This is a genomic window from Streptomyces sp. AA1529 (genome assembly GCF_000280905.1).
In the GTDB taxonomy this organism is placed as follows: domain Bacteria; phylum Actinomycetota; class Actinomycetes; order Streptomycetales; family Streptomycetaceae; genus Streptomyces.
Genome location: NZ_ALAP01000107.1, coordinates 1 through 26,792, shown reverse-complemented (window position 1 = coordinate 26,792; position 26,792 = coordinate 1). Strand labels below are relative to the sequence as shown.

General features: G+C 74.6%; 23 protein-coding genes and 7 tRNA genes. 20 read left to right on the top strand and 10 right to left on the bottom strand.

What is annotated here, in order from left to right; all coding sequences use genetic code 11:
• The first annotated feature begins 102 nt into the window (after nt 1-102).
• The 5 genes from A949_RS0131470 to A949_RS0131445 all read left to right on the top strand — a co-directional run bounded on the left by A949_RS0131470 (nt 103) and on the right by A949_RS0131445 (nt 9,307).
• Nucleotides 103-777, top strand: coding sequence for a GNAT family N-acetyltransferase (locus tag A949_RS0131470; RefSeq protein WP_019360041.1), 675 nt, complete (start codon nt 103-105; stop codon nt 775-777).
• Nucleotides 778-910: 133 nt separating this feature from the next.
• Nucleotides 911-2,152 (top strand): precorrin-6y C5,15-methyltransferase (decarboxylating) subunit CbiE, encoded by a 1,242-nt coding sequence (gene cbiE, locus A949_RS0131465; RefSeq protein ID WP_019360040.1) that lies wholly within the window; start codon nt 911-913, stop codon nt 2,150-2,152.
• 255 nt (nt 2,153-2,407) lie between these two features.
• Entirely contained in the window at nt 2,408-6,874 is a 4,467-nt protein-coding gene (cobT, locus tag A949_RS0131460) for a nicotinate-nucleotide--dimethylbenzimidazole phosphoribosyltransferase (protein ID WP_019360039.1), read from the top strand.
• A 247-nt stretch (nt 6,875-7,121) separates the two neighbouring features.
• Complete coding sequence (gene cobA, locus A949_RS0131450) at nt 7,122-8,369, top strand: uroporphyrinogen-III C-methyltransferase (protein WP_019360037.1); 1,248 nt, start codon at nt 7,122-7,124, stop codon at nt 8,367-8,369.
• An 83-nt stretch (nt 8,370-8,452) separates the two neighbouring features.
• A complete protein-coding gene (locus tag A949_RS0131445; RefSeq protein ID WP_019360036.1) occupies nt 8,453-9,307 on the top strand; it encodes a TrmH family RNA methyltransferase in 855 nt (284 codons plus the stop codon).
• A gap of 155 nt (nt 9,308-9,462) precedes the next feature.
• Here the strand turns inward: A949_RS0131445 and A949_RS0131440 are convergent, their stop codons facing one another.
• Nucleotides 9,463-10,845 carry a serine/threonine-protein kinase gene (locus tag A949_RS0131440; RefSeq protein ID WP_019360035.1) on the bottom strand — a complete coding sequence of 461 codons (1,383 nt, stop codon included), beginning with the start codon at nt 10,843-10,845 and terminating at the stop codon, nt 9,463-9,465.
• A 637-nt stretch (nt 10,846-11,482) separates the two neighbouring features.
• Between A949_RS0131440 and A949_RS0131435 the strand changes: the two genes are divergently transcribed.
• The 3 genes from A949_RS0131435 (at nt 11,483) to A949_RS0131425 (ending at nt 13,315) form a co-directional block, all read left to right on the top strand.
• Complete coding sequence (locus A949_RS0131435) at nt 11,483-11,692, top strand: hypothetical protein (RefSeq protein WP_019360034.1); 210 nt, start codon at nt 11,483-11,485, stop codon at nt 11,690-11,692.
• A 209-nt stretch (nt 11,693-11,901) separates the two neighbouring features.
• Complete coding sequence (locus tag A949_RS0131430) at nt 11,902-12,963, top strand: aminoglycoside phosphotransferase family protein (protein ID WP_019360033.1); 1,062 nt, start codon at nt 11,902-11,904, stop codon at nt 12,961-12,963.
• 43 nt (nt 12,964-13,006) lie between these two features.
• Nucleotides 13,007-13,315, top strand: coding sequence for a TFIIB-type zinc ribbon-containing protein (locus tag A949_RS0131425; RefSeq protein WP_026005229.1), 309 nt, complete (start codon nt 13,007-13,009; stop codon nt 13,313-13,315).
• A gap of 110 nt (nt 13,316-13,425) precedes the next feature.
• On the opposite strand, the gene A949_RS0131420 is transcribed toward A949_RS0131425, so the two are convergent.
• The 5 genes from A949_RS0131420 to A949_RS0131400 all read right to left on the bottom strand — a co-directional run bounded on the left by A949_RS0131420 (nt 13,426) and on the right by A949_RS0131400 (nt 13,848).
• A tRNA-Val gene (locus A949_RS0131420) sits at nt 13,426-13,497 on the bottom strand.
• A gap of 1 nt (nt 13,498) precedes the next feature.
• Nucleotides 13,499-13,570: transfer RNA gene (locus tag A949_RS0131415), tRNA-Val, on the bottom strand.
• Between the two features lie 27 nt (nt 13,571-13,597).
• A tRNA-Val gene (locus tag A949_RS0131410) sits at nt 13,598-13,669 on the bottom strand.
• A gap of 1 nt (nt 13,670) precedes the next feature.
• Nucleotides 13,671-13,744 (bottom strand) — tRNA-Cys (locus A949_RS0131405).
• 31 nt (nt 13,745-13,775) lie between these two features.
• Nucleotides 13,776-13,848 (bottom strand) — tRNA-Gly (locus tag A949_RS0131400).
• Nucleotides 13,849-13,993: 145 nt separating this feature from the next.
• On the opposite strand from A949_RS0131400, the gene A949_RS0131395 reads away from it, so the two are divergent.
• The 3 genes from A949_RS0131395 to A949_RS0131385 all read left to right on the top strand — a co-directional run bounded on the left by A949_RS0131395 (nt 13,994) and on the right by A949_RS0131385 (nt 16,992).
• Complete coding sequence (locus A949_RS0131395) at nt 13,994-15,190, top strand: chorismate-binding protein (RefSeq protein WP_019360031.1); 1,197 nt, start codon at nt 13,994-13,996, stop codon at nt 15,188-15,190.
• The gene (locus A949_RS0131390) at nt 15,187-16,008 is read left to right on the top strand and encodes an aminotransferase class IV (RefSeq protein WP_019360030.1); all 822 of its coding nucleotides are present in this window, start codon (nt 15,187-15,189) and stop codon (nt 16,006-16,008) included. The genes A949_RS0131395 and A949_RS0131390 overlap by 4 nt, the downstream gene beginning before the upstream one ends.
• Nucleotides 16,009-16,104: 96 nt before the next feature.
• Nucleotides 16,105-16,992: a GNAT family N-acetyltransferase gene (locus tag A949_RS0131385; protein ID WP_019360029.1), complete on the top strand. Its 888-nt coding sequence runs from the start codon at nt 16,105-16,107 to the stop codon at nt 16,990-16,992.
• 30 nt (nt 16,993-17,022) lie between these two features.
• Here the strand turns inward: A949_RS0131385 and A949_RS0131380 are convergent, their stop codons facing one another.
• Nucleotides 17,023-17,550 carry a DsbA family protein gene (locus tag A949_RS0131380; RefSeq protein ID WP_019360028.1) on the bottom strand — a complete coding sequence of 176 codons (528 nt, stop codon included), beginning with the start codon at nt 17,548-17,550 and terminating at the stop codon, nt 17,023-17,025.
• Nucleotides 17,551-17,653: 103 nt separating this feature from the next.
• On the opposite strand from A949_RS0131380, the gene A949_RS0131375 reads away from it, so the two are divergent.
• A complete protein-coding gene (locus A949_RS0131375) occupies nt 17,654-18,136 on the top strand; it encodes a hypothetical protein (protein WP_019360027.1) in 483 nt (160 codons plus the stop codon).
• Between the two features lie 161 nt (nt 18,137-18,297).
• Nucleotides 18,298-18,459 (top strand): hypothetical protein, encoded by a 162-nt coding sequence (locus A949_RS38655; protein WP_019360026.1) that lies wholly within the window; start codon nt 18,298-18,300, stop codon nt 18,457-18,459.
• Nucleotides 18,460-18,510: 51 nt separating this feature from the next.
• Here A949_RS38655 and A949_RS0131365 read toward each other — a convergent pair whose 3' ends face one another.
• Nucleotides 18,511-19,083, bottom strand: a complete 573-nt coding sequence (locus A949_RS0131365; RefSeq protein ID WP_019360025.1) for a CGNR zinc finger domain-containing protein — start codon at nt 19,081-19,083, stop codon at nt 18,511-18,513.
• Nucleotides 19,084-19,328: 245 nt separating this feature from the next.
• On the bottom strand, nt 19,329-19,742 hold the full coding sequence (locus A949_RS0131360; RefSeq protein ID WP_026005227.1) for an SsgA family sporulation/cell division regulator: 414 nt from the start codon (nt 19,740-19,742) through the stop codon (nt 19,329-19,331).
• Between the two features lie 200 nt (nt 19,743-19,942).
• Between A949_RS0131360 and A949_RS0131355 the strand changes: the two genes are divergently transcribed.
• The 7 genes from A949_RS0131355 (at nt 19,943) to A949_RS0131325 (ending at nt 25,025) form a co-directional block, all read left to right on the top strand.
• Nucleotides 19,943-20,299 (top strand): TIGR02611 family protein, encoded by a 357-nt coding sequence (locus tag A949_RS0131355; RefSeq protein WP_078534389.1) that lies wholly within the window; start codon nt 19,943-19,945, stop codon nt 20,297-20,299.
• A gap of 46 nt (nt 20,300-20,345) precedes the next feature.
• Nucleotides 20,346-20,417: transfer RNA gene (locus A949_RS0131350), tRNA-Val, on the top strand.
• Nucleotides 20,418-20,494: 77 nt separating this feature from the next.
• A complete protein-coding gene (locus A949_RS0131345; RefSeq protein ID WP_019360022.1) occupies nt 20,495-20,953 on the top strand; it encodes an SRPBCC family protein in 459 nt (152 codons plus the stop codon).
• Between the two features lie 51 nt (nt 20,954-21,004).
• A tRNA-Val gene (locus A949_RS0131340) sits at nt 21,005-21,076 on the top strand.
• A gap of 157 nt (nt 21,077-21,233) precedes the next feature.
• Nucleotides 21,234-22,178: a hypothetical protein gene (locus A949_RS35215; RefSeq protein ID WP_019360021.1), complete on the top strand. Its 945-nt coding sequence runs from the start codon at nt 21,234-21,236 to the stop codon at nt 22,176-22,178.
• A gap of 226 nt (nt 22,179-22,404) precedes the next feature.
• On the top strand, nt 22,405-24,387 hold the full coding sequence (gene thrS, locus A949_RS0131330) for a threonine--tRNA ligase (protein WP_026005226.1): 1,983 nt from the start codon (nt 22,405-22,407) through the stop codon (nt 24,385-24,387).
• Nucleotides 24,388-24,485: 98 nt separating this feature from the next.
• Nucleotides 24,486-25,025 carry an HIT family protein gene (locus A949_RS0131325; protein ID WP_026005225.1) on the top strand — a complete coding sequence of 180 codons (540 nt, stop codon included), beginning with the start codon at nt 24,486-24,488 and terminating at the stop codon, nt 25,023-25,025.
• Between the two features lie 110 nt (nt 25,026-25,135).
• Here A949_RS0131325 and A949_RS0131320 read toward each other — a convergent pair whose 3' ends face one another.
• The gene (locus A949_RS0131320) at nt 25,136-26,773 is read right to left on the bottom strand and encodes a hypothetical protein (RefSeq protein ID WP_026005224.1); all 1,638 of its coding nucleotides are present in this window, start codon (nt 26,771-26,773) and stop codon (nt 25,136-25,138) included.
• Between the last annotated feature and the right edge of the window lie 19 nt (nt 26,774-26,792).

Sequence of the window (26,792 nt, the reverse complement as noted above, 5' to 3'; positions counted from 1 at the left end):
AGTCTCTGATCAGCGCCGGGTCCGCCTGTCGGGGCGGGCCCGGCGCTGCGCATCCCGGTGCCGATGCTGCATGCTGTGCACCCCGACGTGTAGGAGCGGCGCATGACCTCGACCTTCCCGGACATCTCGATCAGCACGGACCGGCTCGTGCTGCGCCCGTTCGAGGAAGCGGACGTCCCCGCGCTGACCGCGATGATGGCCGACGACCAGATCACCGCCTGGCTGGCGTCACCCGTGCCCTACGACGAGGACCGGGCCCGGGACTTCGTCACCCGCGGCGCCCCCGCCCGGCGCACCTCCGGCGACGGCATCGTCTTCGCCGTGACCGAACTGCTCACCCAGCGGCTCGTGGGCCTGGTCGAGTTGCACGGCGCGGACTGGCGCGTGCTCTCCGCCCACGCGCTCTACGCCACCGCCTCCTGGGCACGCGGCGAGGGGTACGCCTCCGAGTCGCTGGCCGCCGTCGCCCACTGGCTCTTCCAGGACCAGAAGTTCGAACGCCTGGAACTGCGCACGGCCGCCGACAACACCGCCGCCCAGCAGGTGGCCCAGAAGCTGGGCTGCATCAGCGAAGGGGTGCTGCGCAACGCCTGGATAGCCCGCACCCGCACGGAGAACTTCGGGGCCTCGCACACCGGGGCCCAGGGCGGCTGGGCGGAGATCCGCACCGACCTCATCGTCTGGAGCCTGCTGCCCGAGGACCTGGACGGCAGCTTCGACCAGTTCGCCGGAACCGGCGGCTACGCGCCCCACCCCGGCTGGCCCCGGCGGCACTGACACACCGCCCGTCGGGCGCGGGGCGCGGACCGCCGGACGCGGCGGGGTGTGCGGGCGCTGCCCTCCCGCGGCAGGGGGTACGCTCTGTGGGCCCGACCTGCGATGTGCCCAGACCAGCCAGGAGAAACCCACCATGGCCGACCGCGTCACCGTGATCGGGTGGGACGGTTCGCCGCTGACCGACGCCGCCCGCTCGGCACTCGCGGCGGCCACCCTCGTCGCCGGAGCGGCGCACCACCTCGCCCTGCCCGAGGTCCCGCCGCGCGCCGAGCGCATCCGGCTCGGCAGCACCTCCCTCGCGGCGCGGCGCATCGCACGCCACCGCGGCACGGCCGTGGTCCTGGCCGACGGCGACCCCGGCTTCTTCGGTGTCGTGCGCACCCTGCGCGCCCCCGAGCACGGCCTGGAGGTCGAGGTCGTGCCTGCCGTCTCCTCGGTCGCCGCGGCCTTCGCCCGTGCCGGGATGCCCTGGGACGACGCCCAGCTCGTGGTCGCCACCAGCCGTACGCTGCGCCGCGCGGTCAACGTCTGCCGCGCGCACAACAAGGTCGCCGTGCTCACCTCGCCCGGCGCCGGGCCCGCCGAACTCGCCCTGCTGCTGAACGGGGTGCACCGCACCTTCGTCATCTGCGAGGCTCTGGGCACCGAGCGCGAGCAGGTCACCGTCCTCACCTCGGACAAGGTCGCCGACCACACCTGGCGCGACCCGAACGTGGTGATCGTCGTCGGCGGCAGCGGGGCGGGCGCCGACAGCGGCACCACCCAGGGCACCGGATGGCTCGCGGGGCACGAGGTCGGCTACCCGCCCGCGATCCGCGGCTGGGCTCTGCCGACGGCCGAGTACGCCGGAGAGCCGGCGGAGGGGAGCGGCGGCGGCCCGGCGGGCGAGTCGGCGCAGTTGCGCGCCGCCCAACTGGCCTGGCTGGGGCCCCGCACGGGGGACCTCGTCTGGGACATCGGCGCGGGCAGCGGCGCGTTCGCCGTGGAGGCCGCGCGGTTCGGGGCCGCGGTCATCGCCGTCGACAGCGACGCCGACGCCTGCGGTCGCGGCTACGCGGCCGCGCGGCGGTTCGGCGTCCAGTTGGAGATCGTGCACGGCGTCGCGCCGCACATCCTGGAGGACTTGCCCGAGCCCGACGTGGTGCGGATCGGCGCCGGGGGCACGGCCACCGTCACCGCCGTCGCGGACCGCCGCCCCGCCCGCATCGTCACGCACGCCACCACCCGGGACGAGGCCGAGGCGGCCGGACGGGCGCTCGGGGAGCGGGGTTACGCCGTCGAGTGCGCCCTTCTCCAGTCGGTGCGGCTGGAGACCGCAGGGTGGACGGAGACCGAACGCTCCGTCGTCTTCCTGCTGTCCGCGATCCGGAACTGAACCGCTGTGACGTGGTGCGTGACGAACCGCGACGAAGTGCGCTTTCTCTCCCACCCCTGGCGGGCGGGGTCCGTCGTGCCGGGTAGGCTGATGGACTGTTGTGCCACCGTTCGGGGTTGACGCTTCGTCCGCCGTTGTCCGAATGGTGTAGCCGGAGGCACGTGCCGCACAGAGTGCGTGCTCGTTCTTCATCTGCGGGGCGCGGCGGTCCGTCCGCCGGTTGGAAGGAGCACTAGCGATGGGCGAGGGGAACGCATGACTGACACCGGTCAGATCCCGGGCGAGGGGCTGCCGGAGAACGCAGGCGGGCAGCAGCCGGAGGGACAGCCGGACATCCCGGGCTCCGGCGGCTACTCCTTCGCCGACGGCAGCGGCGACGTCCAGGACGCGGCCCAGGCGCACTCCGCTCACGCCGCGCACGTTCACCACGAACCTCATGCGAACCACGAGACCCACGAGGAAGAGGACCTGCTTCTGATGCCCTCCGCGCAGGGCGCCTGGAACGAACAGCCGCTGCCCGCTCCCGGGCAGCCGGCAGTCCAGGCCCAGCAGGAGGGCGGCTACGGCTACGGGTACGACCCGTACGGGCAGCCGCAACAGGACGCCGGCCCCCTGCCGCAGGACGGCGGGTTCCCCTCCGGCGCTGAGTACGGACCGGACGGCGCCCCGGCACCGCACGACGCGACCGGCGCCGACGCGTACGCGCAGCACGGCTACGGGCAGCAGGACGCCACGTACCAGCAGGACGCCACGTACCAGCAGGAGGCCCAGGCCGCTGCCCGGTCCGTCCCGGCCGCGGAACAGGCCGAGGCGGCGGGCCCGGCCCAGGGAGCGCACGAGGCCGACGGCCGGGACTCCGGCGGGTACGACATGAGCGCGGTCCGTGCCCCCCAGCAGCCGCAGCCCGCGTCCCCCGCACCGCAGGGCACTTCCGGCCCCGGACCGCGCCGCCCGCTGCACCTCGGGCCGCCGGTGCCGGAGCAGTCCGGCACCGTGCGCCCGCTCTCCGAACGCGCCGCCGCGCAGCCCGCCGCCTCGGCCCCGCAGGCCGCGCCGGTGCAGGGCGCGCCGCAGCCGTCCGCCGCCGGGGAGAGCCGGCCCGCGGCCGAGACGCAGCCCGGGATGCCCCCTCAGCAGGACTCCGTTCCCGCCACCGCGGAGGAGTCGCAGCCCGTGGAGGTGGCGGGTGCCGCTCCGGCCGGGCAGCCGGCCGGCGGCCTCCCGGGGACAGCACCTGCTGTCATGGACCCGCAGAGCGCCGCTCCGGAGGCGCCCGACCAGTCCGCCGCCCCGCAGCCCGGCCCGCCCGCACCCGCCGCCGAGCACTCCGGAGCGCAGGCTTCCCCGGAGCCTCAGCAGCCCGCCGCCGAGCAGCCCGTACCGGAGAGCGAAGCGCAGACCGCCCCGGCCGCCGCCGCGCAGGACCCGGCGCCGCAGCCCGACCAGCCCGACCAGCCGGCACCCTCCGCCGAGGAGCCGCTGCCGGGACCGCAGTTGGGCCAGCTCCCGCCCCAACAGGACGGCCGGACCCCGCAGCCCGTCCCCGCCGAGGCCGACGTCCCCGCCGACGAGGCCGCCGCCGGCGCCCCCGCGGCGCCGGGCCCGGCCGACGCCGCTGCGGCTCCCGCACCGCCGGAAGGCCAGCCGACCGACGCGGGGCAGCCTGCCGCCCAGCCCCACGCAGCGCCCGCCGAGAGCGATCCGGCCCCCGCTGCCGCTGTCGCCCCGGAACCGGAAGGAGCGGCCCCCGGACAGGGCGGCCCCGTCAACGACACCGTGCCCGGACCGCGCCGCGAGGTGCAGCCCGGCGAGGTGCCCACCGTTCCCGCGCAGGGCGGCGACCCGCTGCCGCAGCAGGAGGCGGCCGTACCGCCCTCGACCGCTCCTCCGATAAACCAGGACCCGGAGCAGCCCGCCGGCCCCCGGCCGGACAGCCCCGTGATCCCCGAGCAGGCAACAGCACCAGACTCCCCGGGCACCACCGCGTCCGAGGCGCAGCCCGACAAGGAGCCCGAGCCCATGCCAGTCCCCGAAGCCGCTGCTCCCGAGACGCCGGCGGACGCGCACCCGGGCCCCGCCGAGAACGCCACCGCGGCCTCGGAAGCCGCCGTCCCCGCACCGGCTGCCGAGGCCGCAGCGCACGACGCGGGCGCGGTACCGGACGCGGCGGCGCCGGAGGCCGCAGCCGGGGGAGAGGCGCCGCAGAGCCCGGCCGGGCCCACCGCCGAGGTCCCGGACGCAGCGGCGGACGACTCCGCCGCTGCCGCGGAGCCCGCCGCGGAGCCCGCCGCGGAGCCCGTTCCGTCCGCCGTACCCGAGCCGCCCGCCGGGGACGCCAATCCCTCCGGCGGCGAGCCCGCCGCGGAGCCGGTGCCCGCGGACGGCACCCCGGCGGCCGACCCGGCCGCCGCCGGGCAGCACGCCCCCGGCAGCTCGCCGACCGGGCCCGGTACCGAGCCCCCGGCCCCCGACGACAGCGCCGCCGTGCCCGCCGACGGCTCGGCCGCCGCGGCGCAGGCCGCCGAGGGGCCGTCCGCCGAGGCCGCGGAATCCGGTGCCGCGTCCGGCCCCGTGCCGTCCGAGGAAGCCGTCGCCGGGGCCGCGGATGCGGCGGGCCCGGTCCCCGAGGCCGCCGCCGGACCCGCGCCCGAGGCCGCAGCCGCCCCCGAAGCCCGGCCCGAGGCGCCCGCCGGGACGCCGGACGAGGCACTCGCCGCGGACGAGGGCACCGTCCCCGAGCCCGACGGCGCGCCGGAGCCCGCCGGGCGACCGGCCCCCGACGCCGCCACCGGCGACCCGGCCGCCGACGGTGAACCCACGGTCGACCCGTCTGCCGGGAACGAAGGCCCCGAGAACGAGGACTCCGGCAACGAAGGCCCCGGGAGCGGGACTCCCGGCGACCGGGCTCCCGGGAGCGAGGCCCCCGACGGGCAGGACCCCGAGAGCGGGACCGCGCAGGACCAGCCCGCGGCCGCCGTCCCCGTGGGCGAGCCGGCGCCCGGGTTCGCCGAGGCCGAGCGGGAAGCAGTGCACCGGCTGATGCGCGAGCGGCGCGACATCCGCAACGGCTTCCGGCCCGACCCGATCCCGCACGAGGTGCTGCTCCGCGTCCTGGAGGCGGCGCACACCGCGCCCAGCGTGGGCCACTCCCAGCCCTGGGACTTCGTGGTCATCCGCTCCGAGGAGACCCGGCGCGCCATGCACGAGCTGGCCGAGCGGCAGCGCCACGCGTACGCCAAGTCGCTGCCCAAGGCCCGGGCGAAGCAGTTCAAGCAGATGAAGATCGAGGCGATCCTCGACACCCCCGTCAACATCGTCGTCACCGCGGACCCGACGCGCGGCGGGCGGCACACGCTGGGGCGGCACACCCAGCCGCAGATGGCCCCCTACTCCTCGGCGCTGGCCGTGGAGAACCTCTGGCTCGCCGCGCGGGCCGAGGGCCTGGGCGTGGGCTGGGTCAGCTTCTTCGACGAGCGCGAGATGGTCCGCGCGCTGGAACTGCCCGAACACCTGGAGGTCGTCGCCTACCTGTGCGTGGGCTACGTCGACGAGTTCCCGGGCGAGCCGGAGCTGATGCAGGCCGGCTGGTCCAAGCGGCGCCCGCTCTCGTGGGTGGTCCACGAGGAGTCCTACGGACGCCGCGCGCTGCCCGGCGCCGAGCCCACCGGCATGCTGGCCGAGACGCTCAGTACCATCCGCCCGCTGGACGCCAAGGCACTCGGCGAGGCGTGGGAGCGGCAGAAGCGGATGACGAAGCCGTCCGGGGCGCTCGGCATGCTGGAGATCATCTCGGCCCAGCTGTGCGGCCTCTCCCGCAAGTGCCCGCCTCCGGTGCCCGAACCGGCCGCCGTCGCGGTCTTCGCCGGGGACCACGGGGTGCACCAGCAGGGCGTGACCCCCTGGCCCCAGGAGGTCACCGCGCAGATGGTGGCCAACTTCCTGGGCGGCGGCGCCGTCTGCAACGCGTTCGCCAACCAGGTGGGCGCCGAGGTGTGCGTCGTGGACGTCGGTGTCGCCGCCGAACTGCCCACCACCCCCGGCCTGCTGCCGCGCAAGGTACGGGCCGGTACGGCGGACATGACCGCCGGCCCCGCGCTGACCCAGGAGGAGGTCGAGCGGGCCCTGGAGGTGGGCATCGAGACCGCCCGCGATCTGGTCGCGGCCGGCAACAAGGCGCTGCTCACCGGCGAGATGGGCATCGCCAACACCACCGCCTCCGCGGCGCTGATCGCCGCCTGCACCGGCGCGGACCCCGCCGAGGTCACCGGGCGCGGTACGGGCATCAACGACGAGACGCACGCCCGCAAGGTCGAGGTCGTGCGCCGTGCGCTGGAACTGCACCAGCCCGACCCGGCCGACCCCCTCGGCATGCTCTCGGCGTTCGGCGGACTGGAGCACGCCGCGATGGTCGGGCTGATCCTCGGCGGAGCCTCGCTGCGCACCCCGGTCATCCTCGACGGTGTCAGCGCGGGGGCCGCCGCGCTGGTGGCGCGAGCAGTGGCCCCCGAGGCGCTCGCCGCGTGCATCGCCGGGCACCGCAGCGCCGAGCCCGGCCATGTCGCCGCGCTCACCAAGCTGGGGCTGCGCCCGCTGCTCGACCTCGACCTGCGGCTCGGCGAGGGAACGGGCGCGCTGCTGGCCCTGCCCATGGTGCAGAGCGCGGCCCGCGCGATGCACGAGGTCGCCACGTTCGACGCGGCCGGCGTCACCGAGAAGAGCTGACCGGTCCCGCGCCGCGGGCCGCCCCGGCGTCCACCGGAGCGGCCCGCGGCGCGGCCCGTCCGGCACGAGTCGGCACCCCGCCGGGAGCGCGGGGGTGCCGACCTGCCCCGTGACCTGCGAGACAGCGCCGCCCGGTGGTCCCGCATAGGCTGTTCCTCACCGTCCCCGCCGCTCCACCGCCGCAGCGGCGTCGTACTCGGCCCGGTGGACGAGCCGGCCCGCCCTCTCGAGAAGGATGCCGTCCCAGATGTCGGAAACCTCCGCCACGCCCGCCTACCCCGTAGGACTCCGTCTGGACGGCCGCCGCGTCGTACTGGTCGGTGGCGGCACCGTGGCGCAGCGCCGCCTCCCGGCGCTGCTGGCGGCGGGTGCGCGGGTCACCCTCGTCGCACCCGAGGCCACGCCCTCCGTCGAGGCGATGGCGACCGCCGGGGAGATCGCCTGGGAGCGCCGGGCCTGGCGGGACGGCGACCTCACGGACGCCTGGTACGCGCTGGCGGCCACCGACGACGCCGCCGTCAACGCCGCCGTCGTCGCGGAGGCCGAGGCCCGCCGGGTGTGGTGCGTCCGTGCGGACGACGCGGACCGGGGCACCGCCTGGACCCCGGCGACCGGCCGCAGCGACGGCATCACCGTCGCCGTCCTCACCAGCGGGGAGCACGGCCCGGCCGGACGCGACCCGCGCCGTGCGGCCGCCATCCGGGACGCCGTCGTGGCCCGGCTCGGGGACGGCACGCTCGGCGCGGAACAGCGCGGGCCCCGCACCCCCGGCGTCGCCCTCGTCGGCGGCGGACCCGGCGACCCGGATCTGATCACCGTGCGGGGCCGTCGGCTTCTTGCCCAGGCGGACGTGGTCGTCGCCGACCGGCTGGGCCCCCGCGACCTGCTGGACGAACTCCCGCCGCACGTCGAGGTGATCGACGCGGCCAAGATCCCCTACGGCCGCGCGATGGCGCAGGAGGCCATCAACGCGGTCCTGGTCGAGCACGCCAAGGCCGGGCGGTCCGTGGTGCGGCTCAAGGGCGGCGACCCGTTCGTCTTCGGCCGCGGCATGGAGGAGGCCGAGCAACTCGCCGCCGAAGGGGTGCAGGTGACCGTCGTCCCGGGCATCTCCAGCGCGATCAGTGTGCCCGGCGCGGTCGGCATCCCTGTCACCCACCGGGGTGTGGCCCACGAGTTCACCGTCGTCAGCGGCCATGTCGCGCCCGACGACCCGCGTTCGCTCGTCGACTGGACCGCGCTCGCCCGGCTGCGGGGCACCCTCGTGCTGCTGATGGCGGTGGAGAACCTCGGCGCCATCGCCGCCGCGCTCCGCGCGCACGGCCGCCCCGACGACACCCCGGTCGCCATCGTCCAGGAGGGCACCATGGCCACCGAGCGGCGGGTCGACGCCACCCTGGCGACGGCGGCCGACCGCGCCGCGGCGCAGGACATACGGCCGCCCGCCGTCATCGTGATCGGCGACGTGGTGGCGGTGGGCCCGACCGCACCGTGATCCGCCGTGCACGCCCCGGACGACCACCCCGTACGCGGCATCGACACATTGGCACTTCGAGCGGGACAGGGCAGTATCGGCCTGTGGCTACCTCATCCTCCCCCGGCACCCACGGCGACCGGCTGGCCGGCGGGCTCGTCACCGTCGACGAGCCCGACGATCCCCGGCTGGGCGACTACACGGGACTGACCGACGTCGAACTGCGGCGCAGGCGCGAGCCCGCCGAGGGGCTGTTCATCGCCGAGGGCGAGAAGGTGATCCGCCGGGCCCGGCAGGCGGGGTACGCGATGCGCTCGATGCTGCTGTCCGCGAAGTGGATCGACGTCATGCGCGACGTCATCGACGAGGTGCCCGCGCCCGTCTACGCCGTCAGCCCGGAGCTGGCCGAGCGCGTCACCGGCTACCACGTGCACCGCGGCGCCCTGGCCTCCATGCAGCGCAAGCCGCTGCCGAAGCCGGCGGACCTGCTGGCCACCGCGCGCCGCATCGTGATCATGGAGTCGGTCAACGACCACACCAACATCGGCGCCATCTTCCGCAGCGCCGCCGCGCTGGGCATGGACGCCGTACTGCTCTCCCCCGACTGCGCCGACCCGCTCTACCGCCGCTCGGTCAAGGTCTCCATGGGCGCCGTGTTCGCCGTGCCCTACGCCCGGCTGGAGAGCTGGCCGCAGGGCCTGGAGACGGTGCGCGAGGCCGGGTTCCCGCTGCTCGCCCTCACGCCGGACGAGAAGGCCGTCCCCATCGACACCGCCACCCGGCGCTGCGGGGACCGCGCGGCCCTGCTGCTGGGCGCCGAGGGCAGCGGACTGTCCCCCCGCGCGCTGCGCGCCGCCGACGAGTGGGTCCGCATCCCCATGGCGCACGGGGTCGACTCGCTCAACGTGGGTGCCGCCGCCGCCGTCGGCTTCTACGCGCTCGCGCGGCAGGCCGGCTGAGACGGACCGGGTGCGTCGGCGCGGCCCGCACGCAGCCCGCCGCCGCGGTGTCCCGGCCGGGACACGCCGCCGGTCCGCCGGCCCCGCGCGCCCGCGGCCGGCCCCCGGGGCCGCGGCACCCGCGGCCTCCGGTCACGGCAGGTGCCGTTTCCCGGTCACGGCACCTGCACGGAGCTGCTGCCGAGCCCGCGCGCGGGGCCCTCGCAGCCCTGTGCCACCGCGATGCCCAGCGCGACCAGCAAGGTCACCGTCACGAAGACGATGAGCCGCTGCCGCAGCAGCCTCCTCTTGCGGGCCGCCGGACCGAGCCCGCCGGGGCGCCCGCGCCGGGCGGCGGGCCGCGGACCGGTCGGCCTGCCGTTCGCCGGCCGCTCGCCGCCCCGCTGAGCCGGCGGCGCCGTCGGGCGGCGGGGCGGACGCGCGTCCCTGCGCGAGCCGTTGCCGGTCGGATGCGCGGTGTCCCGTGCGGCTCGCGCGGCCCGCGGAGTGCCGGACGTGGTCGAACGCGCCGAGCGGGGAGTCGAGGCCCGGGGGGCGCTCGCCGCCCGCTCGCGCTCCCAGCCGACGGTGTCCCGCTGGGTCCGCTGCTGCATCGGGTCCCGGGGGCGGCGCTCCCCGGCGGGCCGCGCGCCGGACGCGGACCGCCCCGTCCCCGGCCGCTCACCGTGCCACGCCGCCCGGGCGCCCGGCGCGGGATCCCCGCCGTCGGACAGGCCGCGGGCCTCCCGCGCGGCGATCTCCTTGAGCCGCAGCGAGAGCTGCAGCGTGCTGGGCCGGTCCTCCGGCGACTTGACGAGGCAGGCGTGGACGAGCGGGGCCAGCGCCGCGTGCACGGTGTCCAGCAGCGGCTCCTCGTGCACCACGCGGTAGAGCATCACCTCGGAACTGCCCTGCCCGAACGGGGAGTCCGCCGTGGCCGCGTACGCCAGCGTGGCGCCCAGCGCGAACACGTCCGTCGCCGGGGTGACCGCCGCGCCCCGCACCTGCTCGGGCGCCAGGAACCCGGGGGAGCCGACCGCCGTGCCCACGTGCGTCAGCGTGCTCGCGCCGGTCGCCCAGGCGATACCGAAATCGATGATCCGCGGGCCCTTGGGGGACAGCAGGATGTTCGAGGGTTTCAGATCGCGGTGCACGACGCCCGCCTCGTGCACCGCCACCAGGCCCTCGGCGAGTGCGGCGCCGATCGAGGCGACCTGCGCGGCGGGCAGCGGGCCGCTCTCGTTCACCTTGTCGTGCAGCGAGGGCCCCGGCACGTACTGGGTGGCGAACCAGGGGCGGTCGGCCTCCAGGTCCGCGGCCACCAGCCGGGCGGTACATCCGCCGCGGATCCGCCGTGCGGCGGACACCTCGCGGGCGAAGCGGGAGCGGAACTCCTGGTCCTCGGCCAGGTCCGGCCGGATCACCTTCAGCGCGACCCGCTGGCCGCGCCGGTCGGAACCCAGGTAGACCACGCCCATACCGCCGGCTCCCAGGCGCCGGTGGAGCCTGAACGAGCCGACGACTCGCGGGTCCTCGCGCCGGAGCCGCATCATCGCCATGTCCGTTCCTACCTCCGGTGTCCGGTGGGCGGTGGCCCACCTCCGGCATCCGGCGGGGGAGCAGCCCGCCGGTGTCCGGTCCGTCTGACGACCACAGCTTACGGACTGCCGCGGCGAGCCGACGATAGGCCGCGCACGCGGCGCCAGACGGGATGTCAGAGCCCGGCCGCCGAAGGGGACTCCACCGGACGCGCCGGTTCCGCACGCCTCCGCGCCCCCGGTTTTGCACCGTCAAACGGGCCCCGCGGCAGGGCGTTTGACGCGGCGACGGATCCGGTGGACGCCGCGGCCGACCGCGCCGCGGGAGACCTGCGCGGTCCGCCCCGCCGGGCCGGAGGAACCGGCTCGGCCAGGGCCGGGAGGCGGCGCGGGAGTGAGAGAACTCACCCCCTAGTGCCGCATGGGGGACCGGGCGGCGGTACCCCCTGGGGGAAGACCCTGGGAGGGCCGGGGACGCCCTCCACCCTGGGGAGTAGGCGGCCCCGTCGCACGTCATCCTGCGGGAGGCCCCGAGTCGGTACGCGCGCATGACGCCGCCCCGGGCGGCCCTGCCTAATGTGGTTGTCGAGCGGCGGGCGCAGCACTCGTCCCCCGAGGTCGGACGTCCGCCGCTCCAGACAACGATCAGGAGCGGATCATGGCGTACACGGCCGGGCGCACGGCGCCCGCGGGGAAGGGGCGGCGCGCGGCACTCGCGGATCTCGGCGTCCGCCCCGGCGGCCGTCGTCATCCGCTGGTGGCCGCCGCCATGGTGCTGCCACTCGCCCTCCTCCTCGGCCTCGTCTCGGGCTGGGGCCGGATGGTGCTGACACAGGCGTCGTCCGTGGTCGGAATGCTGGGGTCCTGAGCGGCCCCGGGCCCGGTGGAGCGGACCGGGTCGGGGACTTCCGGCTCTACAGCCCCGTGGGGACGGGGGTGCGGCGGACGGCACGAGGCCCGGGCAGCTGGGGAGCTGCCCGGGCTCTCGCGTATCCGGCGGCCGGTCCGACGCTCCGGACGCCCGCCCCGGAACAGCGGCGCGCCCTGCGGTGCCCTCGTCGAACCCGTGGAGTACTCGTGGCCGATCCTCAGAGCCCCGGCGGCAGCCCCGCGCTGCACCAATCCCTCGCCGCGCTCGCCGGTGCACCCCGGGGGCAGGGCGATGTGCTCGCCGATCGTCCCGACGCCGCCGTCGTGCGGGTCGGCGACCGGGTCGCCAAGGCGCACGCGGCCGACGCGGACGTGTCCGCGCTGGAGGTGCGGATCCGGGTCGCGGCGGCCCCGGAGTACCGCGGCGTGCTGCTGCCCCCCGCCTCCGGCGCCCCCACATCGCCGCTGCCCGGCGGTCGGCGCGGCAGCGTCTGGCCCCTCGGTGCCCCGGTCGACCCGGACGACGCGGCGGCAGCGCCCTGGGGAGCGGCGGGCGTGCTGCTGGCCCGGCTGCACACGGCGCCGCTCCCGGGGCCCGCACGGCTCCCGGGTCCGCTGCCCCCGATGCGCGGCCCGGTCAAGGCGGCCCGGGCCCTGGAGCGGATGCGGCGCGCGCCCAGGGGCCCGCACGGTGCCTCGGCGGATGTCGTCGAGCGGGCATGGGCCGGGCTGCCGCCCTGGTGCCGGGACGAGGAGCCGGGCCCGGCCTCCCGCACCCTGTGCCACGGCGACTTCCACCTCGGCCAGCTCGTCCGCCATCCGCGGCCCGACGGGCCCTGGCAGCTCATCGACATCGACGACCTCGGGCTGGGTGATCCGGCCTGGGATCTGGCGCGGCCCGCCGCCTGGTTCGCGGCCGGGCTCCTTCCGGCTGCGGTGTGGGAGTGCTTCCTCGGCGCCTACGCCCGGACCGTCGGCGTCGCGGCGGGGGCCGGTGCCGCCCGCGCCGAGCGCCTCCCGCACGCGCTGGCCGGTCCCGACCCGTGGCCGTATCTCGATGCGCCGGCCCGGGCGTTGACGGTGCAGAGCGCGGCACTCGGCGTCGCCAAGGCCGGCACCGAGGGGCGTTCCCTGGACGAGGCGGAGGAGGCGTGCGTGGCCGCGTGCGCCCGGATCGCGGCTCTTTCGCAGGTCCCGAACTCCCCGCGGCCCGGAGGCCGTAGGCTGGAGCAGTGCCGACCGGGACCGGGGGTGTCCGGTCACCGGTGAGGGATCCGGTGGGCAACCGGTAGGGAGAGGAATCCGACGAATGATGCAGTGTCCCAAGTGCGGTGCGCCGATGCACACGTACAACCGCAGCGGTGTGCAGATCGAGCAGTGCGGCAGCTGCCGGGGAATCTTCCTCGACTACGGCGAGCTGGAGGCTCTCACCAGGATGGAGGCGCAGTGGGGGCAGTCGGCGCCTCCGCCGCCCGGACCGCAGGGCTACCCGGCCGGCCCGGCCGGCCCGGCCTGGGGCGCGCCGCAGCACGGCTCGTACGGCCACGGCCAGCACGGTCACCATGGGTACCACGGCCAGCACGGGCGCCGCGGCTTCGGGCGGATGCTCTTCTCCTCCTGAGCGCGGATCCGCCTCGCGGCCCGGGAGTCCGCGACGGGTGAGCTCGCGGTACGGGAGCCCGGAACACGGACGAGGGCCCCGGCGAATCCGCCGGGGCCCTCGATCGGGTGTGGACGATACTGGGATTGAACCAGTGACCTCTTCCGTGTCAGGGAAGCGCTCTCCCGCTGAGCTAATCGTCCGTGCGCGGTACTGGGATTGAACCAGTGACCTCTTCCGTGTCAGGGAAGCGCTCTCCCGCTGAGCTAACCGCGCGGAAGGTCCGGTGGTGACCGGACCCGGTGGACGATACTGGGATTGAACCAGTGACCTCTTCCGTGTCAGGGAAGCGCTCTCCCGCTGAGCTAATCGTCCTTGGAGGTGGAGACGGGATTTGAACCCGTGTAGACGGCTTTGCAGGCCGTTGCCTCGCCTCTCGGCCACTCCACCATGTGCGGGGGCCCGGGAGGTCCCCACATCGAGCGGACGACGAGATTCGAACTCGCGACCCTCACCTTGGCAAGGTGATGCTCTACCAACTGAGCCACGTCCGCAGTGCCTTTTCCGGGACGCACCCGGGAGGCCGTCCCCGGGGCGCGTGCACCTCGGCGACGTGTTGAACTTTAGCGGATTCCCGTGCCAGCTCAAATTCCGTTTGCGCAGCGTGGCCGCCCCCGGCGTCCTCATAGACTCGAAACCGTGTCCGATCTGACCCCGCTCGCCCGCTTGGGCGGCCACCTCGCCACCGACCTCCGCGACGTGACCAGCGACCCCGAGGCGCTCGACTCCTCGGGGTGGTGGGCCGTCGTCGCCGACTACGAGGGCGGGCTGTGCTGCGCCCGCTTCGGCGACGTACGCCCGGCGCCGCTCCCCGCACCGGCGCCCGGCCGCTGGCGGGGCCCGGCACCCGGCGACTGGGTCAGCTCGCTGGACCGCGCCGCCTACACCGAGGGCGTGCGGCGGATCCGCACCGCCATCGGCACCGGAGACGTCTACCAGGTCAACCTCTGCCGCGTGCTGTCCGCGCCGCTGCCAAATCCCGCCCCCGAGGCCGCCGACATCGATCAGCTCACCGCCCGGCTCGCCGTCGGCACCCCGGCCGCCTATGCGGGCACCGTGCGCCTGCCGGCCCACGGCGTGGAGATCGCCACGGCCTCCCCGGAGCTGTATCTGCGGCGCGCGGACCGCACCGTCGAGTCCGGCCCCATCAAGGGCACCGGCCGCTCCGCGGCGGATCTGGGGGAGAAGGAGCGGGCCGAGAACGTGATGATCACCGATCTGGTCCGCAACGACCTCGGCCGGGTGTGCGTGCCCGGCTCCATCACCGTCCCCGCGCTGTGCGCGCCCGAGCCCTACCGGAACCTGGTCCACCTGGTCTCCACCGTCCGCGGCGAGCTGCCGGAGCCCGCCGGGCCCGCCGCCCGCGGAGCCGGCGAATGGGCGCGGCTGCTGGCGGGCACCTTCCCGCCCGGCTCGATCACCGGGGCCCCCAAGTCCTCCGCGCTGCGGCTGATCGACGCGCTGGAGACGGCGCCGCGCGGCCCCTACACCGGCGGCATCGGCTGGGTCGACGCCGACCGGGGAACGGGCGCGCTGGCCGTCGGGATACGCACGTTCTGGATCGAGCGCGACCACCCGCGCCCGCTGCTGCGCTTCGGCACGGGGGCGGGGATCATCTGGGACTCCGATCCGGAGCAGGAATGGCGGGAGACGGAACTGAAGGCTTCCCGGCTGCTCGCGGTAGCGTCGGGGGAGTACGACGCGAACTCCAAGAACTCCAAGAACGCCGGGAACGCCGGGAACGCCGCGGCCACCGCAGCGCGCGGGTCGGCCATGCCCGGTGCCCGTCCGGTGACACAGCGGCCCCCAGCGGCTCCCCGAGGTGAACAGCAGTGAAGATCTGGCTCGACGGCGGACTCCAGGACGCACACAGCGCGAACGTCTCCGTGTTCGATCACGGACTGACAGTCGGGGACGGGGTCTTCGAGACGCTCAGGACCGTGGAGGGCACCCCGTTCGCGCTCACCCGGCATCTGCGGCGGCTCGCCTCCTCGGCGCACGGCCTCGGCCTGCCCGAGCCGGACGCGGACGAGGTGCGGCGGGCCTGCGACGCGGTCACCGCCGCCAACCCGATGCCTTACGGCCGGCTGCGGATCACCTACACCGGGGGCGTCTCGCCGCTCGGGTCGGACCGCGGCGAGGCGGGCCCCACCCTGGTCGTCGCTCTCGGCGAGGCGAGCCGCCGCCCGGACACCACCTCGGTCGTCACCGTCCCCTGGACCCGGAACGAGCGGGGCGCGGTCACCGGACTGAAGACCACCTCGTACGCGGAGAACGTCGTCGCGCTCGCCCGCGCCCGGCAACAGGCGTCCACCGAGGCCCTGTTCGCCAACACCCACGGCCGGCTGTGCGAGGGCACCGGCTCCAACGTCTTCGTCGTCCTAGACGGCGAGCTGCACACACCGCCGCTCGCCTCGGGCTGCCTGGCGGGAATCACCCGGGCCCTGGTCCTGGAGTGGGCGGGCGGGCACGAGACGGATCTGCCGATGGCGGCGCTGGAGCGGGCCGAGGAGATCTTCGTGACCTCCAGCCTGCGCGACGTACAGGCCGTGGCACGGCTGGACGGACGTGCCCTGTCCGGCGCGCCGGGCCCGGTCACGGCCAAGGCCATGCGGATCTTCGAGGAGCGTTCGGCGGCCGACATCGACCCGTAGCGGCGCCGCGGGCCGCCGCGCGGCGCCGCCTGCCGGTCCGCGCGATCCGGGGCGCAGCAGGTGGGCACCGGGCGGCCGCCGGGGTAGAACGGCACCGTGACGACCACACTGCGCCCCACCGGTCCGGAGATCCGCCCGCCCGAGGGCGGACGCGCGCGCGCCTACGAGATCCGGGTCAACTCCCGCCCCGTGGGCACCGTGCACCTCAGCAGCGGGCCGGAGGACGGCCCGGCGCCCGGGCGGCTGCGGCTCCACGTCGAGCCGGGGGAGCGGCGGCGGGGCCGGGGCGCCGTGGCGGCACTCGCCGCCGAGGAGGTGCTGCGCGGCTGGGGCTGCACCCGTGTCGAGGCGAGTGTCCCGCTGACCGCGGACGCCGAGTCGTCCGCCGACCCCGACGAGGGCCGTGAGCGGACTCCCGACGGCGTGCGCCTGCTGGCCGCGCTCGGCTACGCGGAGAGCAGCAGCCATCTGATCAAGTCGCTGCCGTCGCCGCACACCCGCCCCGCGCCGCCCCCGGGCCGCGCGCTGCGCCCGCTCACCGAGGCCGAGTTCGACGCCTGGTGGGAGGAGCAGGCCGCGACCTTCGTCGCCGGGCTGATCGAGAACGGCCACTCCCGGGAGCAGGCCCTCGCTTCGTCCGCGGCCGGGCGGCGCACGCACCTGCCGGAAGGAGCCGCCACGGCGGGGGCCGCGCTGCGCGTCCTCAGCAGCGAGGGCACCGTCGTCGGCACGTTCTGGCTGGGCTTCACCGGACTGCCCCGCGACGATGTCCACGCCTGGGTCTACGACGTCCGCGTGCGGCCCGGAAGGCGGGGCGAGGGCCACGGACGCGCCCTGATGCTGGCCGCGGAAACCGTCTGCCTGGACGCCGGGGCCGACCGTCTCGGACTCAACGTCTTCGCCGGCAACACACCGGCCCGGCGGCTCTACGACTCGCTGGGCTACCGGACGGTGGAGCGTCACTTCCTCAAGCCGCTGCTGTGACGCTCAGGACGCCGCCGCGACCACCGCCGCTCAGCGCCCCAGCAGCCGGTCGGTGATCTCCTCGACGCGCTCGCGCAGCCCCTCCTGGCTCTTGCCGCCGTCCAGCCGCTGCCCGTCGACGACGTAGGTCGGGGTGCCCGTCACCCCGATCGCCCTGCCCTCGGCCTGGTCGGCGTCGACCGCCAGCAGATGCCGCCCGTCGATCAGGGCCGTCTCGAACTCCTCCGCGTCCAGGGCCAGGTCGCGGGCCACCTCGACCAGCAGCGCCTCGCCGCGCTCGGCCAGCTCCCCGGTGCGCGCCAGCACCGCCGCGGCGTACTCCTCGCCCTTTCCCTGCCCGTACGCCTCCTCGAACGCCTGGGCGGCCGCATAGGCGTGCTTGTGCTTCTCCAGCGGGAAGTGCCGCAGCCGGATCTCCAGCGCGTCGCCGTACCGCTCCCGCAGCGCCCGCAGATCGGTCTGGGCACGGTGGCAGTCCGGGCACTGCAGCTCGCACCACACCTCCAGGGTGGCGCGGGGCTGCGGGAGGGTGGTGCCGGAGTCGCTGGGGTTGTCCATGCCGACAGTCTCTCAGCCCCCAGGAGGGGGCCTACCCGGAGATCTCCCTGAACCGCGGCCCCGGCCATGGCCGCCACCGCCCGGCCGGTGCGACCATGGAGACATGCTCACCACCACCGTCTGCGCCGCGCTCTCCGCGGCCGGCCTGGCCATCGCCTTCCTCACGGCGTGGCGGCGTCGCTTCGCCGCCGCCACGCGACTGGCCGCCGTCGCGCTGGTGCCGGTCGGGCTGGCGATGTCGGGCCTGGTCGGGCTCGGCGGCAAGATCGGCAAGGCGGTCGGCGGCTGGGCGGCCGATCTGGTGCTCAAGCCCACCGTCTGGGCCGGATTCGCCGTGCTGGCCTGCGCCGTCGTGCTGTGGATCATCGGCCGCGCGGCCGCCGCCCGCAGCGGGTCGGCGGCGTCCCGCCGGGAGACCCGGGCCGCGGAGCCCGCCGCGGGAGCCCCGGCGCTCGGCGCGTCCGGACCGCCGGCCACCCGGCAGCAGCCCGCGCCCGGCAGGCCCTCGGCAGGCAAGGCCAAGGGTGCCGAGCCGGGCGAGGACTTCTCCGACATCGAGGCCATCCTCAAGAAGCACGGCATCTAGCCCCTCCGCCCGGCCCGTCCGGACCGGCCCCCGCCGTCCCCATGTGCCGGACGGCCTTAGCACGCGAGCCCGCGGCACTGCGGGCTTTCCGGCGGAAACCACCGGGAATGGGGTGGAGCAGTCGTCCGGTGCGGCCGGGGCTGCGCCATGATCGCGGCGAGATGGACACGACGCCGAACTCCGCGATCGAGCTCGACGAGCTGCCGCCCTCCGAGCCCAAGGGATGCCTGTACGCACTCTCCCAACCGCCGCTGATGCTGTTCCTCGCCGTGATCGCGGTGCTGATCGGTGCCGCCGGGGCGCACGACCTGCTGCTGCTCTGACGGGCCGGCCGGAGCCGGGCAGCGGCGGGCGTCGCGGGTGGTGCCGCGCGCTCAGCGCGGGACGCCGCCCCCGGACGACTCCCGCCGCCGTGCCCGGTAGGCGGCTACGTGGAGGCGGTTGCCGCAGGTGCGGCTGTCGCAGTAGCGGCGGGAGCGGTTGCGGGACAGGTCCACGAAGACCCGGCGGCAGTCGGGTGCCGAGCAGCGCCGCAGCCGGTCGCGCTCGCCCGCGACGAGGACGAACGCCAGCGCCATGCCGCAGTCGGCCGCCAGGTGCTGGGCGACGGAGGCGCCGGGCGCGAAGTAGTGCACGTGCCAGTCGTAGTCGTCGTGGTCGGTGAGCTGGGGCGTCGTGCCCGCCTCGGCGACCAGCGCGTTGAGCAGCCCGGCCGCGGTGCGGGTGTCCTCGGTGGCGAACACCTGCGCGAAGCGCTCGCGCACCGCGCGGACGGCGCGCACGTCGTCCTCGGACAGCGCGCCGACCCCGCTGACGTTGGTGCGCTCCGCGTAGGAGCGCAGGTCTGCCACGGACACCAGCGTGTCGGGGTTCTCGCCGTCCGCCATGGTGTTCAGCAGCTCGACCGCCTGGTCGAGCGCGCACCGGGTGTCGTGGTTGATCTGCACGGGCCGCTCCTGCCGTGTCCGGGAAATCCTCCGGCCTGGGGGAAGCCTAGTCGCTGGGCTCCGGCCCGAGGGCGGGTGTTTCCGGACGGCGGCCGCGCCGTGGCCGTACGCAGCGACGCCGCCGCCGCGTACGAGTACGCGGCGGCGGCGTCGCAGTGTGCCGTTACACGAAGCGGTGCCGTGGCACACGGCTGCCGGACCGTCGGCCGTCGCCCCGAGTCGGACGGCCGCGGTGACCGGCGGTCTCAGCTCTCCGCGAGGATGTGCGAGAGCTCGGTGTCCAGGTCGAAGTGGCGGTGCTCGGTACCGGGCGGTACGGCCGCGTCGGTCCGCTTGAGGAAGGATTCCAGTGCCCGCGCCGGGGCCTCGAGCAGGGCCTCGCCCTCCGGGGAACTGAGGGCGATGCAGGCCACGGACTGTCCGTGACTGCGGGACGGCCAGACTCGGACGTCCCCGGTGCCGGTGGGCCTGTGCAGCCCTTCGGCGAGGAGGTCGCGGGCGAAGACCCACTCCACGGTCTCCTCGGCACCGGTGTGGAAGGTGGCGTGCACGGCGTAGGGGTCCGCCGTGTCGTACCGCAGGCCCGCTGGTACAGGCAGTGAGGACTCGCTCGAAACAACGAGGCGCAGGTGCAGCTCACAGCTCACCGTTGTGTTCATAAGCGCCAGGGCCTTTCGCTCAGTGTGCGCTCGGGGATTCGCACGTCGGCGCAATCGACATGCCACCTACGCGCCGGTTGTAAACCCCTCTGACTGTTTTGTACGGAATCGATTCCTTCGTACGGCTCTTGTAGGTTTGGGAGGTGCCGCCATTCCAGTGAACCGGCTCTGGCCGAAACGAGTCAGGTACCTTGTCTGTCATGACTGCGGAGAGTGACGCGATGCCGCCGGAGGTCCGGGAGGAGAAACCCCTCGGCTCTCGCGCGCCGAGGTTCGTCCAGGCGTCCAGGCCGCTGCACCTGAGCTGGCGCGTGGTGGTCTTCGTCGTCGGTCTGGCGATCGTGACCGGCGGCGTGATCATGCTTCCGCTGCCCGGTCCCGGCTGGCTCGTGATCTTCGGCGGGATGGCGGTCTGGGCGACCGAGTTCGTCTGGGCACAGCACGTGCTGCGGTGGACCAAGCGCAAGTACCGGGAGGGCACCCGGTGGCTCAAGGACCGCCGCGCGGCCCGTAAGGAACGCAAAGCGGCCCGGCAGGCGGCCCGGCAGTCCTCCTGATGGTCATGACCACCCGCTGACATGCGGTAATGTTGTGCCCGCCGGCGGGCGATTAGCTCAGTGGGAGAGCGCTTCGTTCACACCGAAGAGGTCACTGGTTCGAACCCAGTATCGCCCACGCCATACGCAGGGCCCGGAAGCGACCAGCTTCCGGGCCCTGCGTCGTAGAGTCCCCGTTCCCGGGAGGGCCGGCCCGTGGATCCGAACCACTACCGCTTCCGCGCCGTCTGGCCGGTCGCGGCCCCGCCGAGCCGGGTCTACGCCGCGCTGGAGCGGCTCGACGCGTACCCCGCGTGGTGGCCCCAGGTGCGCGGGTTCGCCCGGACCGGCGAGGACAGCGGTCTCCTGCACATCCGGGCCGCACTGCCCTACCGGCTGTCGGTCGTGCTCCACGCGCGGCGCCGCGACCCGTCGGCCGGGATCCTGGAGGTCGGCATGAGCGGCGACCTGGACGGCTGGGCCCGCTGGAGGGTACGCGCCGCCGACGGCGGCAGCGTCGCGCTCTTCGTCCAGGACGTGGAGGTCGAAAGGCGCCTGCTGCGCATGCTGGCCGTCCCCGCCCGGCCCCTCTTCGTCGCCAACCACCGGCTGATGATGCGCGGCGGTCTGCACGGTCTGCGGAACCTGCTGGAAAGGGGTTTGGATGAAGAGTGAGACGCCCTGTATTGTTCTGCACGTGCCGCCGGGCCAACGGCGGAACACCCGGGGCGATTAGCTCAGTGGGAGAGCGCTTCGTTCACACCGAAGAGGTCACTGGTTCGAACCCAGTATCGCCCACCCGGCATCCGTACGGCAGCATCCGAGGCCGCAGCGTCAGCAGACGCTGCGGCCTTTCGTGCGTCCGTCCCGTTTTCGCATGTCCGTCCCGCGCTCCCGATCCGCCGCTGTCCGCTCCGTTTTGCGGCCCCGCCCCGCGGTCAGGAGAAGGAGGGGAGTGGCCGGGGACACGGAGAGCGTGATGCGAGGCGCCGCCGACGACGACGAGATCCACTGGAGACGCGAACTGCCCGCGGGCAACACGGCAGCCGCCTGGCGGGCGCGCCAGAAGCTGGGCACCGCAGCCCGTGCGATGCTCCGCGCCGGTGCCCTGGCGACACAGCGGAGCGCCGGATTCCACGGCGCCCGCGGCGACCGCCGGGCGGACGCCTTCACCCGGCGGGCGCGGTACGCGGAGGCCCCCGAGGAGAGCGCGGCGGGACGGACGCTGACCGCCTCGGCCCCGCCCGGGCCACCCGACGGCGGCGGCCGGGAGCTGGCGGTGCTGTGCCGCGCGCTGCGGGCGACCGCCCGGGCCGTGTGCCGCTACCGCGCCACCGGCGCCACCGAGCACTTCGACGCCGCCGTCGCCGACGGCTGCTGCGCGGAACTCACCGACGCGCTGTGCCAGTTGGTACGCGGCACCGAAGAGGTGCGGATCACCCTCGCCTGGTCGCGCACGGCCGGAGCGCCCCGGGACTGCCCGCGACGGCCCCCCGCCCTCGTCTTCACCCCGGCCGACCTGCCCGCACTCGAACTCGCCGGGCGGCACTACGTGCGCGTCGAGCCCCCGGTACCGGTGCGGGTCACGGGAACCGTCGTACGACTGCGCCGCGCCCGGCCCGGTGAGCCCGGTTCGGTGCGCCTCGACGTGCTGGCCGGCGCCGAGGTGACCCAGGTGCGGGCCCGGCTGGACGACGAGGGCTACCTCCGCGCCGTCCACTCCCACCTGGCGGGGCTGCCGCTGCGGATCGCCGGGCTGCTGGAGAGCCGGGGCGGCTTCCGGCGGTTGAGCGGCGCGCACGACGTCGCCCCCGTCCCGGTACCCGAGGAGCCCCGGGAGCGGCTGCTGAAGCGGCTGCGCGCGGCGCTCGACGACTTCGAGCGCGGCGTGGGCGGCTGACCGTCCCGCGCCCGCACGGGGGGCCGACCGGCAGTCGCACCCGCCCGCCGGGTGCCGCGGCCGGGGGGGGCGTGGCGGCGTCCGCCGGGTCCGCTGCCGCCGCGGCGGGCTTCGCGGCCGGTTCCCGTCGCGGTCCGTGACCGTTTCGCGGTCCGGTGCCATCGCTCGGTACGATTCGACGGCGCGGCGCGGGCCGCGTATCCCAGGTGAGAGTCAGGAGAGACCGGTGTCTGATGTCCGTGTGACCATCCAACGCGATTCCGAGCGGGAAGAGCGCGTGGTGACCACGGGCACTACGGCCGCCGCGCTCTTCGAGGAGGAGCGTTCCGTCGTCGCCGCGCGCATCGGCGGCGAGCTGCGGGACCTCGCCCGTCCGCTGGCCGACGGCGACGAGGTGGAGCCCGTCGAGATCACCGGCGACGACGGTCTGGCCGTGCTCCGCCACTCCACCGCGCACGTGCTGGCCCAGGCCGTCCAGGAACTGTTCCCGGACGCCAAGCTCGGCATCGGTCCGCCCGTCAAGGACGGCTTCTACTACGACTTCGACGTGGCCGAGCCCTTCACCCCCGACGATCTCAAGCGCATCGAGAAGAAGATGCAGCAGATCCAGAAGCAGGGCCAGCGCTTCTCCCGCCGCGTCACCACCGACGAGGACGCCCGCGAGGAGCTGGCGGACGAGCCGTACAAGCTGGAGCTGATCGGCCTCAAGGGCAACGCGGCCGACGCCGCCGAGGGTGCCTCGGCCGAGGTCGGGTCCGGCGAGCTGACCATCTACGACAACCTCGACGCCAAGAGCGGCGAGCTGTGCTGGAAGGACCTGTGCCGGGGCCCGCACCTGCCCTCCACCCGGCAGATCCCCGCCTTCAAGCTGATGCGGTCCGCGGCCGCCTACTGGCGCGGCAGCGAGAAGAACCCGCAGCTCCAGCGGATCTACGGCACCGCGTGGCCCACCAAGGACGAGCTCAAGCAGTACCTGGAGTTCCTCGCCGAGGCCGAGAAGCGCGACCACCGCAAGCTCGGCACCGAACTGGACCTCTTCTCCATCCCCGAGGAGCTCGGCTCCGGGCTCGCCGTCTTCCACCCCAAGGGCGGCGTCGTCCGCAAGGTGATGGAGGACTACTCGCGCCGGCGGCACGAGGAGTCCGGCTACGACTTCGTCAACACGCCGCACATCACCAAGGAGCGGCTCTTCGAGATCTCCGGGCATCTGCCGCACTACGCGGACGGCATGTTCCCGCCGCTGGAGTTCGACGAGCAGAACTACCGCCTCAAGGCGATGAACTGCCCGATGCACAACCTCATCTTCCGCGCCCGCGGCCGGTCCTACCGGGAATTGCCGCTGCGGCTGTTCGAGTTCGGCACCGTCTACCGGTACGAGAAGTCCGGCGTCGTCCACGGGCTCACCCGCGCCCGCGGCTTCACCCAGGACGACTCGCACATCTACTGCACCAAGGAGCAGATGCCGGACGAGCTGGACAACCTGCTCACCTTCGTCCTGAACCTGCTGCGCGACTACGGCCTCAGCGACTTCTACCTGGAACTGTCCACCCGCGACCCCGAGTCGGACAAGTTCATGGGCACCGACGAGGAGTGGGAGGAGGCCACCGAGGCGCTGCGGCAGGCCGCGGGCAAGCAGGGCCTCGACCTGGTCATGGACCCGGGCGGCGCCGCCTTCTACGGGCCCAAGATCTCCGTCCAGGCCCGGGACGCCATCGGCCGCACCTGGCAGATGTCCACCATCCAGGTCGACTTCCAGCAGCCCGCCAGGTTCGGCCTCGAGTACACCGCCGCCGACGGTTCCCGCCGGCAGCCGGTGATGATCCACCGTGCGCTGTTCGGCTCCATCGAGCGGTTCTTCGCCGTGCTCCTGGAGCACTACGCGGGCGCCTTCCCGGCGTGGCTCGCGCCGGTGCAGGCGGTCGGCATCCCGATCGGCGACGACCATGTGCCGTACCTGGCGGAGTTCGCCGCCGCAGCCAAGGCCAAGGGCCTGCGGATGGAGGTGGACTCCTCCTCCGACCGGATGCAGAAGAAGATCCGCAACGCCCAGAAGTCCAAGGTGCCGTTCATGGTGATCGCCGGTGACGAGGACGTCGCCAACGGCGCGGTGTCCTTCCGCTACCGCGACGGCTCGCAGCAGAACGGCATCCCCCAGGACGAGGCGATCGCGGAGATCCTCGACGCCGTGCAGCGGCGTATCCAGGTGTGACCCCTGGTGAATCAGCTGTGACGCGGGGAGAGGGCGGCCGTGCGGCGGGTCCGCCCCCTCCTCGTGTCCCGCGCCGACCGGCGCATAAGCTGGCGGGCATGACGAGTGAGCCGGAGCAGCAGATCGGAGTGGGGGCACCGGACCAGTTCCAGCGCCTGTGGACACCTCACCGGATGGCCTACATCCAGGGGGAGAACAAGCCGAGCGGCCCCGGCGCCGAGGACGGCTGCCCCTTCTGCACCATCCCGGAGAAATCCGACGCGGACGGTCTGATCATCGCCCGCGGCGAGAAGGTCTACGCGGTGCTCAACCTCTACCCGTACAACGGTGGCCATCTGATGACCGTGCCGTTCCGGCACCTGGCGGACTACACCGAACTGGACGAGGCCGAGACCCTGGAGCTGGCGGAGTTCACCAAGCGCGCGATGACCGTCCTGCGGCGGGTCTCCGGAGCGCACGGCTTCAACATCGGCATGAACCAGGGTGCGGTGGCGGGCGCCGGTATCGCCGCCCATCTGCACCAGCATGTGGTGCCGCGCTGGGGCGGCGACACCAACTTCATGCCGGTCGTCGGCCACACCCGGGTCCTGCCGCAGCTCCTGGCGGACACCCGCGCGATGCTGGCCGAGGCCTGGTGATCCCGCGGGCGTCCCGCCAGGCGCCGTAGACCTCGGCCGCGTCCGCCTTCCGGGGCCGTGCACCGCGGTGTCGGCTTCGGCCCCGGGTGTCGCAGACGCCGGTTTCGGCTTCAGGCGTCGTAGACGTCGGCCTTGAACGGCTTGGCGTCCTGCACGGCGGCGCTCAGGTTGAGCGAACGGGAGCCGAACCGCTCGACGTTGCAGCCGTTCTCCTCCAGTACCTTGATGGCGGCTGTGTGCACGACCCGCAGCACCGGTGTCGCGGCGCGCATCGCGTCGTCGGCCATGAAGCGGTGCCGCCACGGCTTCTTCGCCCAGGCGTGCCGCAGACCGAACGGTTCGGGCAGCGAGAGCTTGCCGCCGAGGAAGTCCAGCACCGGCGGGAACCAGGTCAGCGGGGCCCGCGCGGCGAGCCGCACCACCTCCTTGGTCTCCACCAGGGGCAGGTTGACCGTGCGGGTCTCCCAGAACTTGACGCTCTTGGCGACCTCCTTGGTCTTGGCCTGCGGAGGGCTGGTGAACAGCCCGTCGACGGGCCCCAGGGCGTGGCCGGTGACCTCGATGCGCAGGGTGTGGTGCAGCACCGTGACGCTGATCAGCAGCGAGATCACCAACTGGCCGTCCCACAGCACGAACTGGACGCCCAGATAGTGCCGGTTGCCGGCGCCGAACTGCTGCTCGTTGCAGATGCGCTGTATCTCGAAGTCCTTGATGCGGTACCCCTCGACCTCCTGACCCTCGGGGTGCTTGACCGCCTTGGCGCCCTCGGCGATGGGGGAGACCACCCAGTGCCGTATCGAGGGGGTGGGGAAGCCGCCGGTGTGCAGCGGGCCGCGCTCCAGGAGGCGGAGCTGGTCGTGGATGGCGCGGATGACGTCCCAGCTGCGGAACGGGTTGATCTCCTCCCCCTCCCGCGCGGGCGTCAGCTCCTCGGCCAGCTGCCAGCTGCCCCACCGGGTCCCCATGCCCAGTATCCCCTTGGGACCCGCGTAGTAGATCAGGTTGCCGGCCTGCTCGGCGGCGACCTTGGCCAGGCCCAGCCGGATGCGCTCGGCGCCCGCGTCGCCCGGGTCCTGGGGCACCGCTTCGGGAATCTTGGCGCCGACTCCGGTGCCGCCCAGCAGACTCTGCCACCGGGCACGCAGATCCTTGGCGTACCGCTCGCAGATCTGCTTGGCCCACATCCCGCCGACCACCGGCGCGATCAGCATCGCCCGCAGATAGATCCCCCAGAGGCCGCTGACCGGGAGCTTGATCGCGAAGAGCACCGCCAGCGCCCCGACGGCGACCAGCACCACCATGCCGACGGCCCCGGCGCGCTTGTCCTTGGACCCGGCGATCATGCGGCGCAACTGGAAGGCCAGCAGCCACAGCAGCACCCCGGGCAGGAACAGCAGCCCGAAGAGCACCATCACGCCGGTCAGCCGCGCGTCGCGCTGCTTGCGCACCCGGGTGGCGGCCAGGCAGTGCTCCACGATGGTCTGCGGTTCGATGCCGAAGGACTGGATGAGCGGGGCGCGGGCGCCGCCGAGCAGCCGGGTCTGCACCGCCCGGGAGTACGCCTCACCGAGGTTGGGCTCGAACAGGGAGAGCCGCGGCTTCTTGAAACCGGCGTCGGGGTTGGCCGCGACCAGCTTCTCGACCTCGTCGTCGCGGTAGGCGGCCGACGCCAGCGCCTGGGACGCCGCCGTCTGCCCGCCCGACCCGGAGATGGGCACCTGGGCACCCGGGGTGAACTCCGCTGCCACGTCGGGCTGGCTGCTGAGA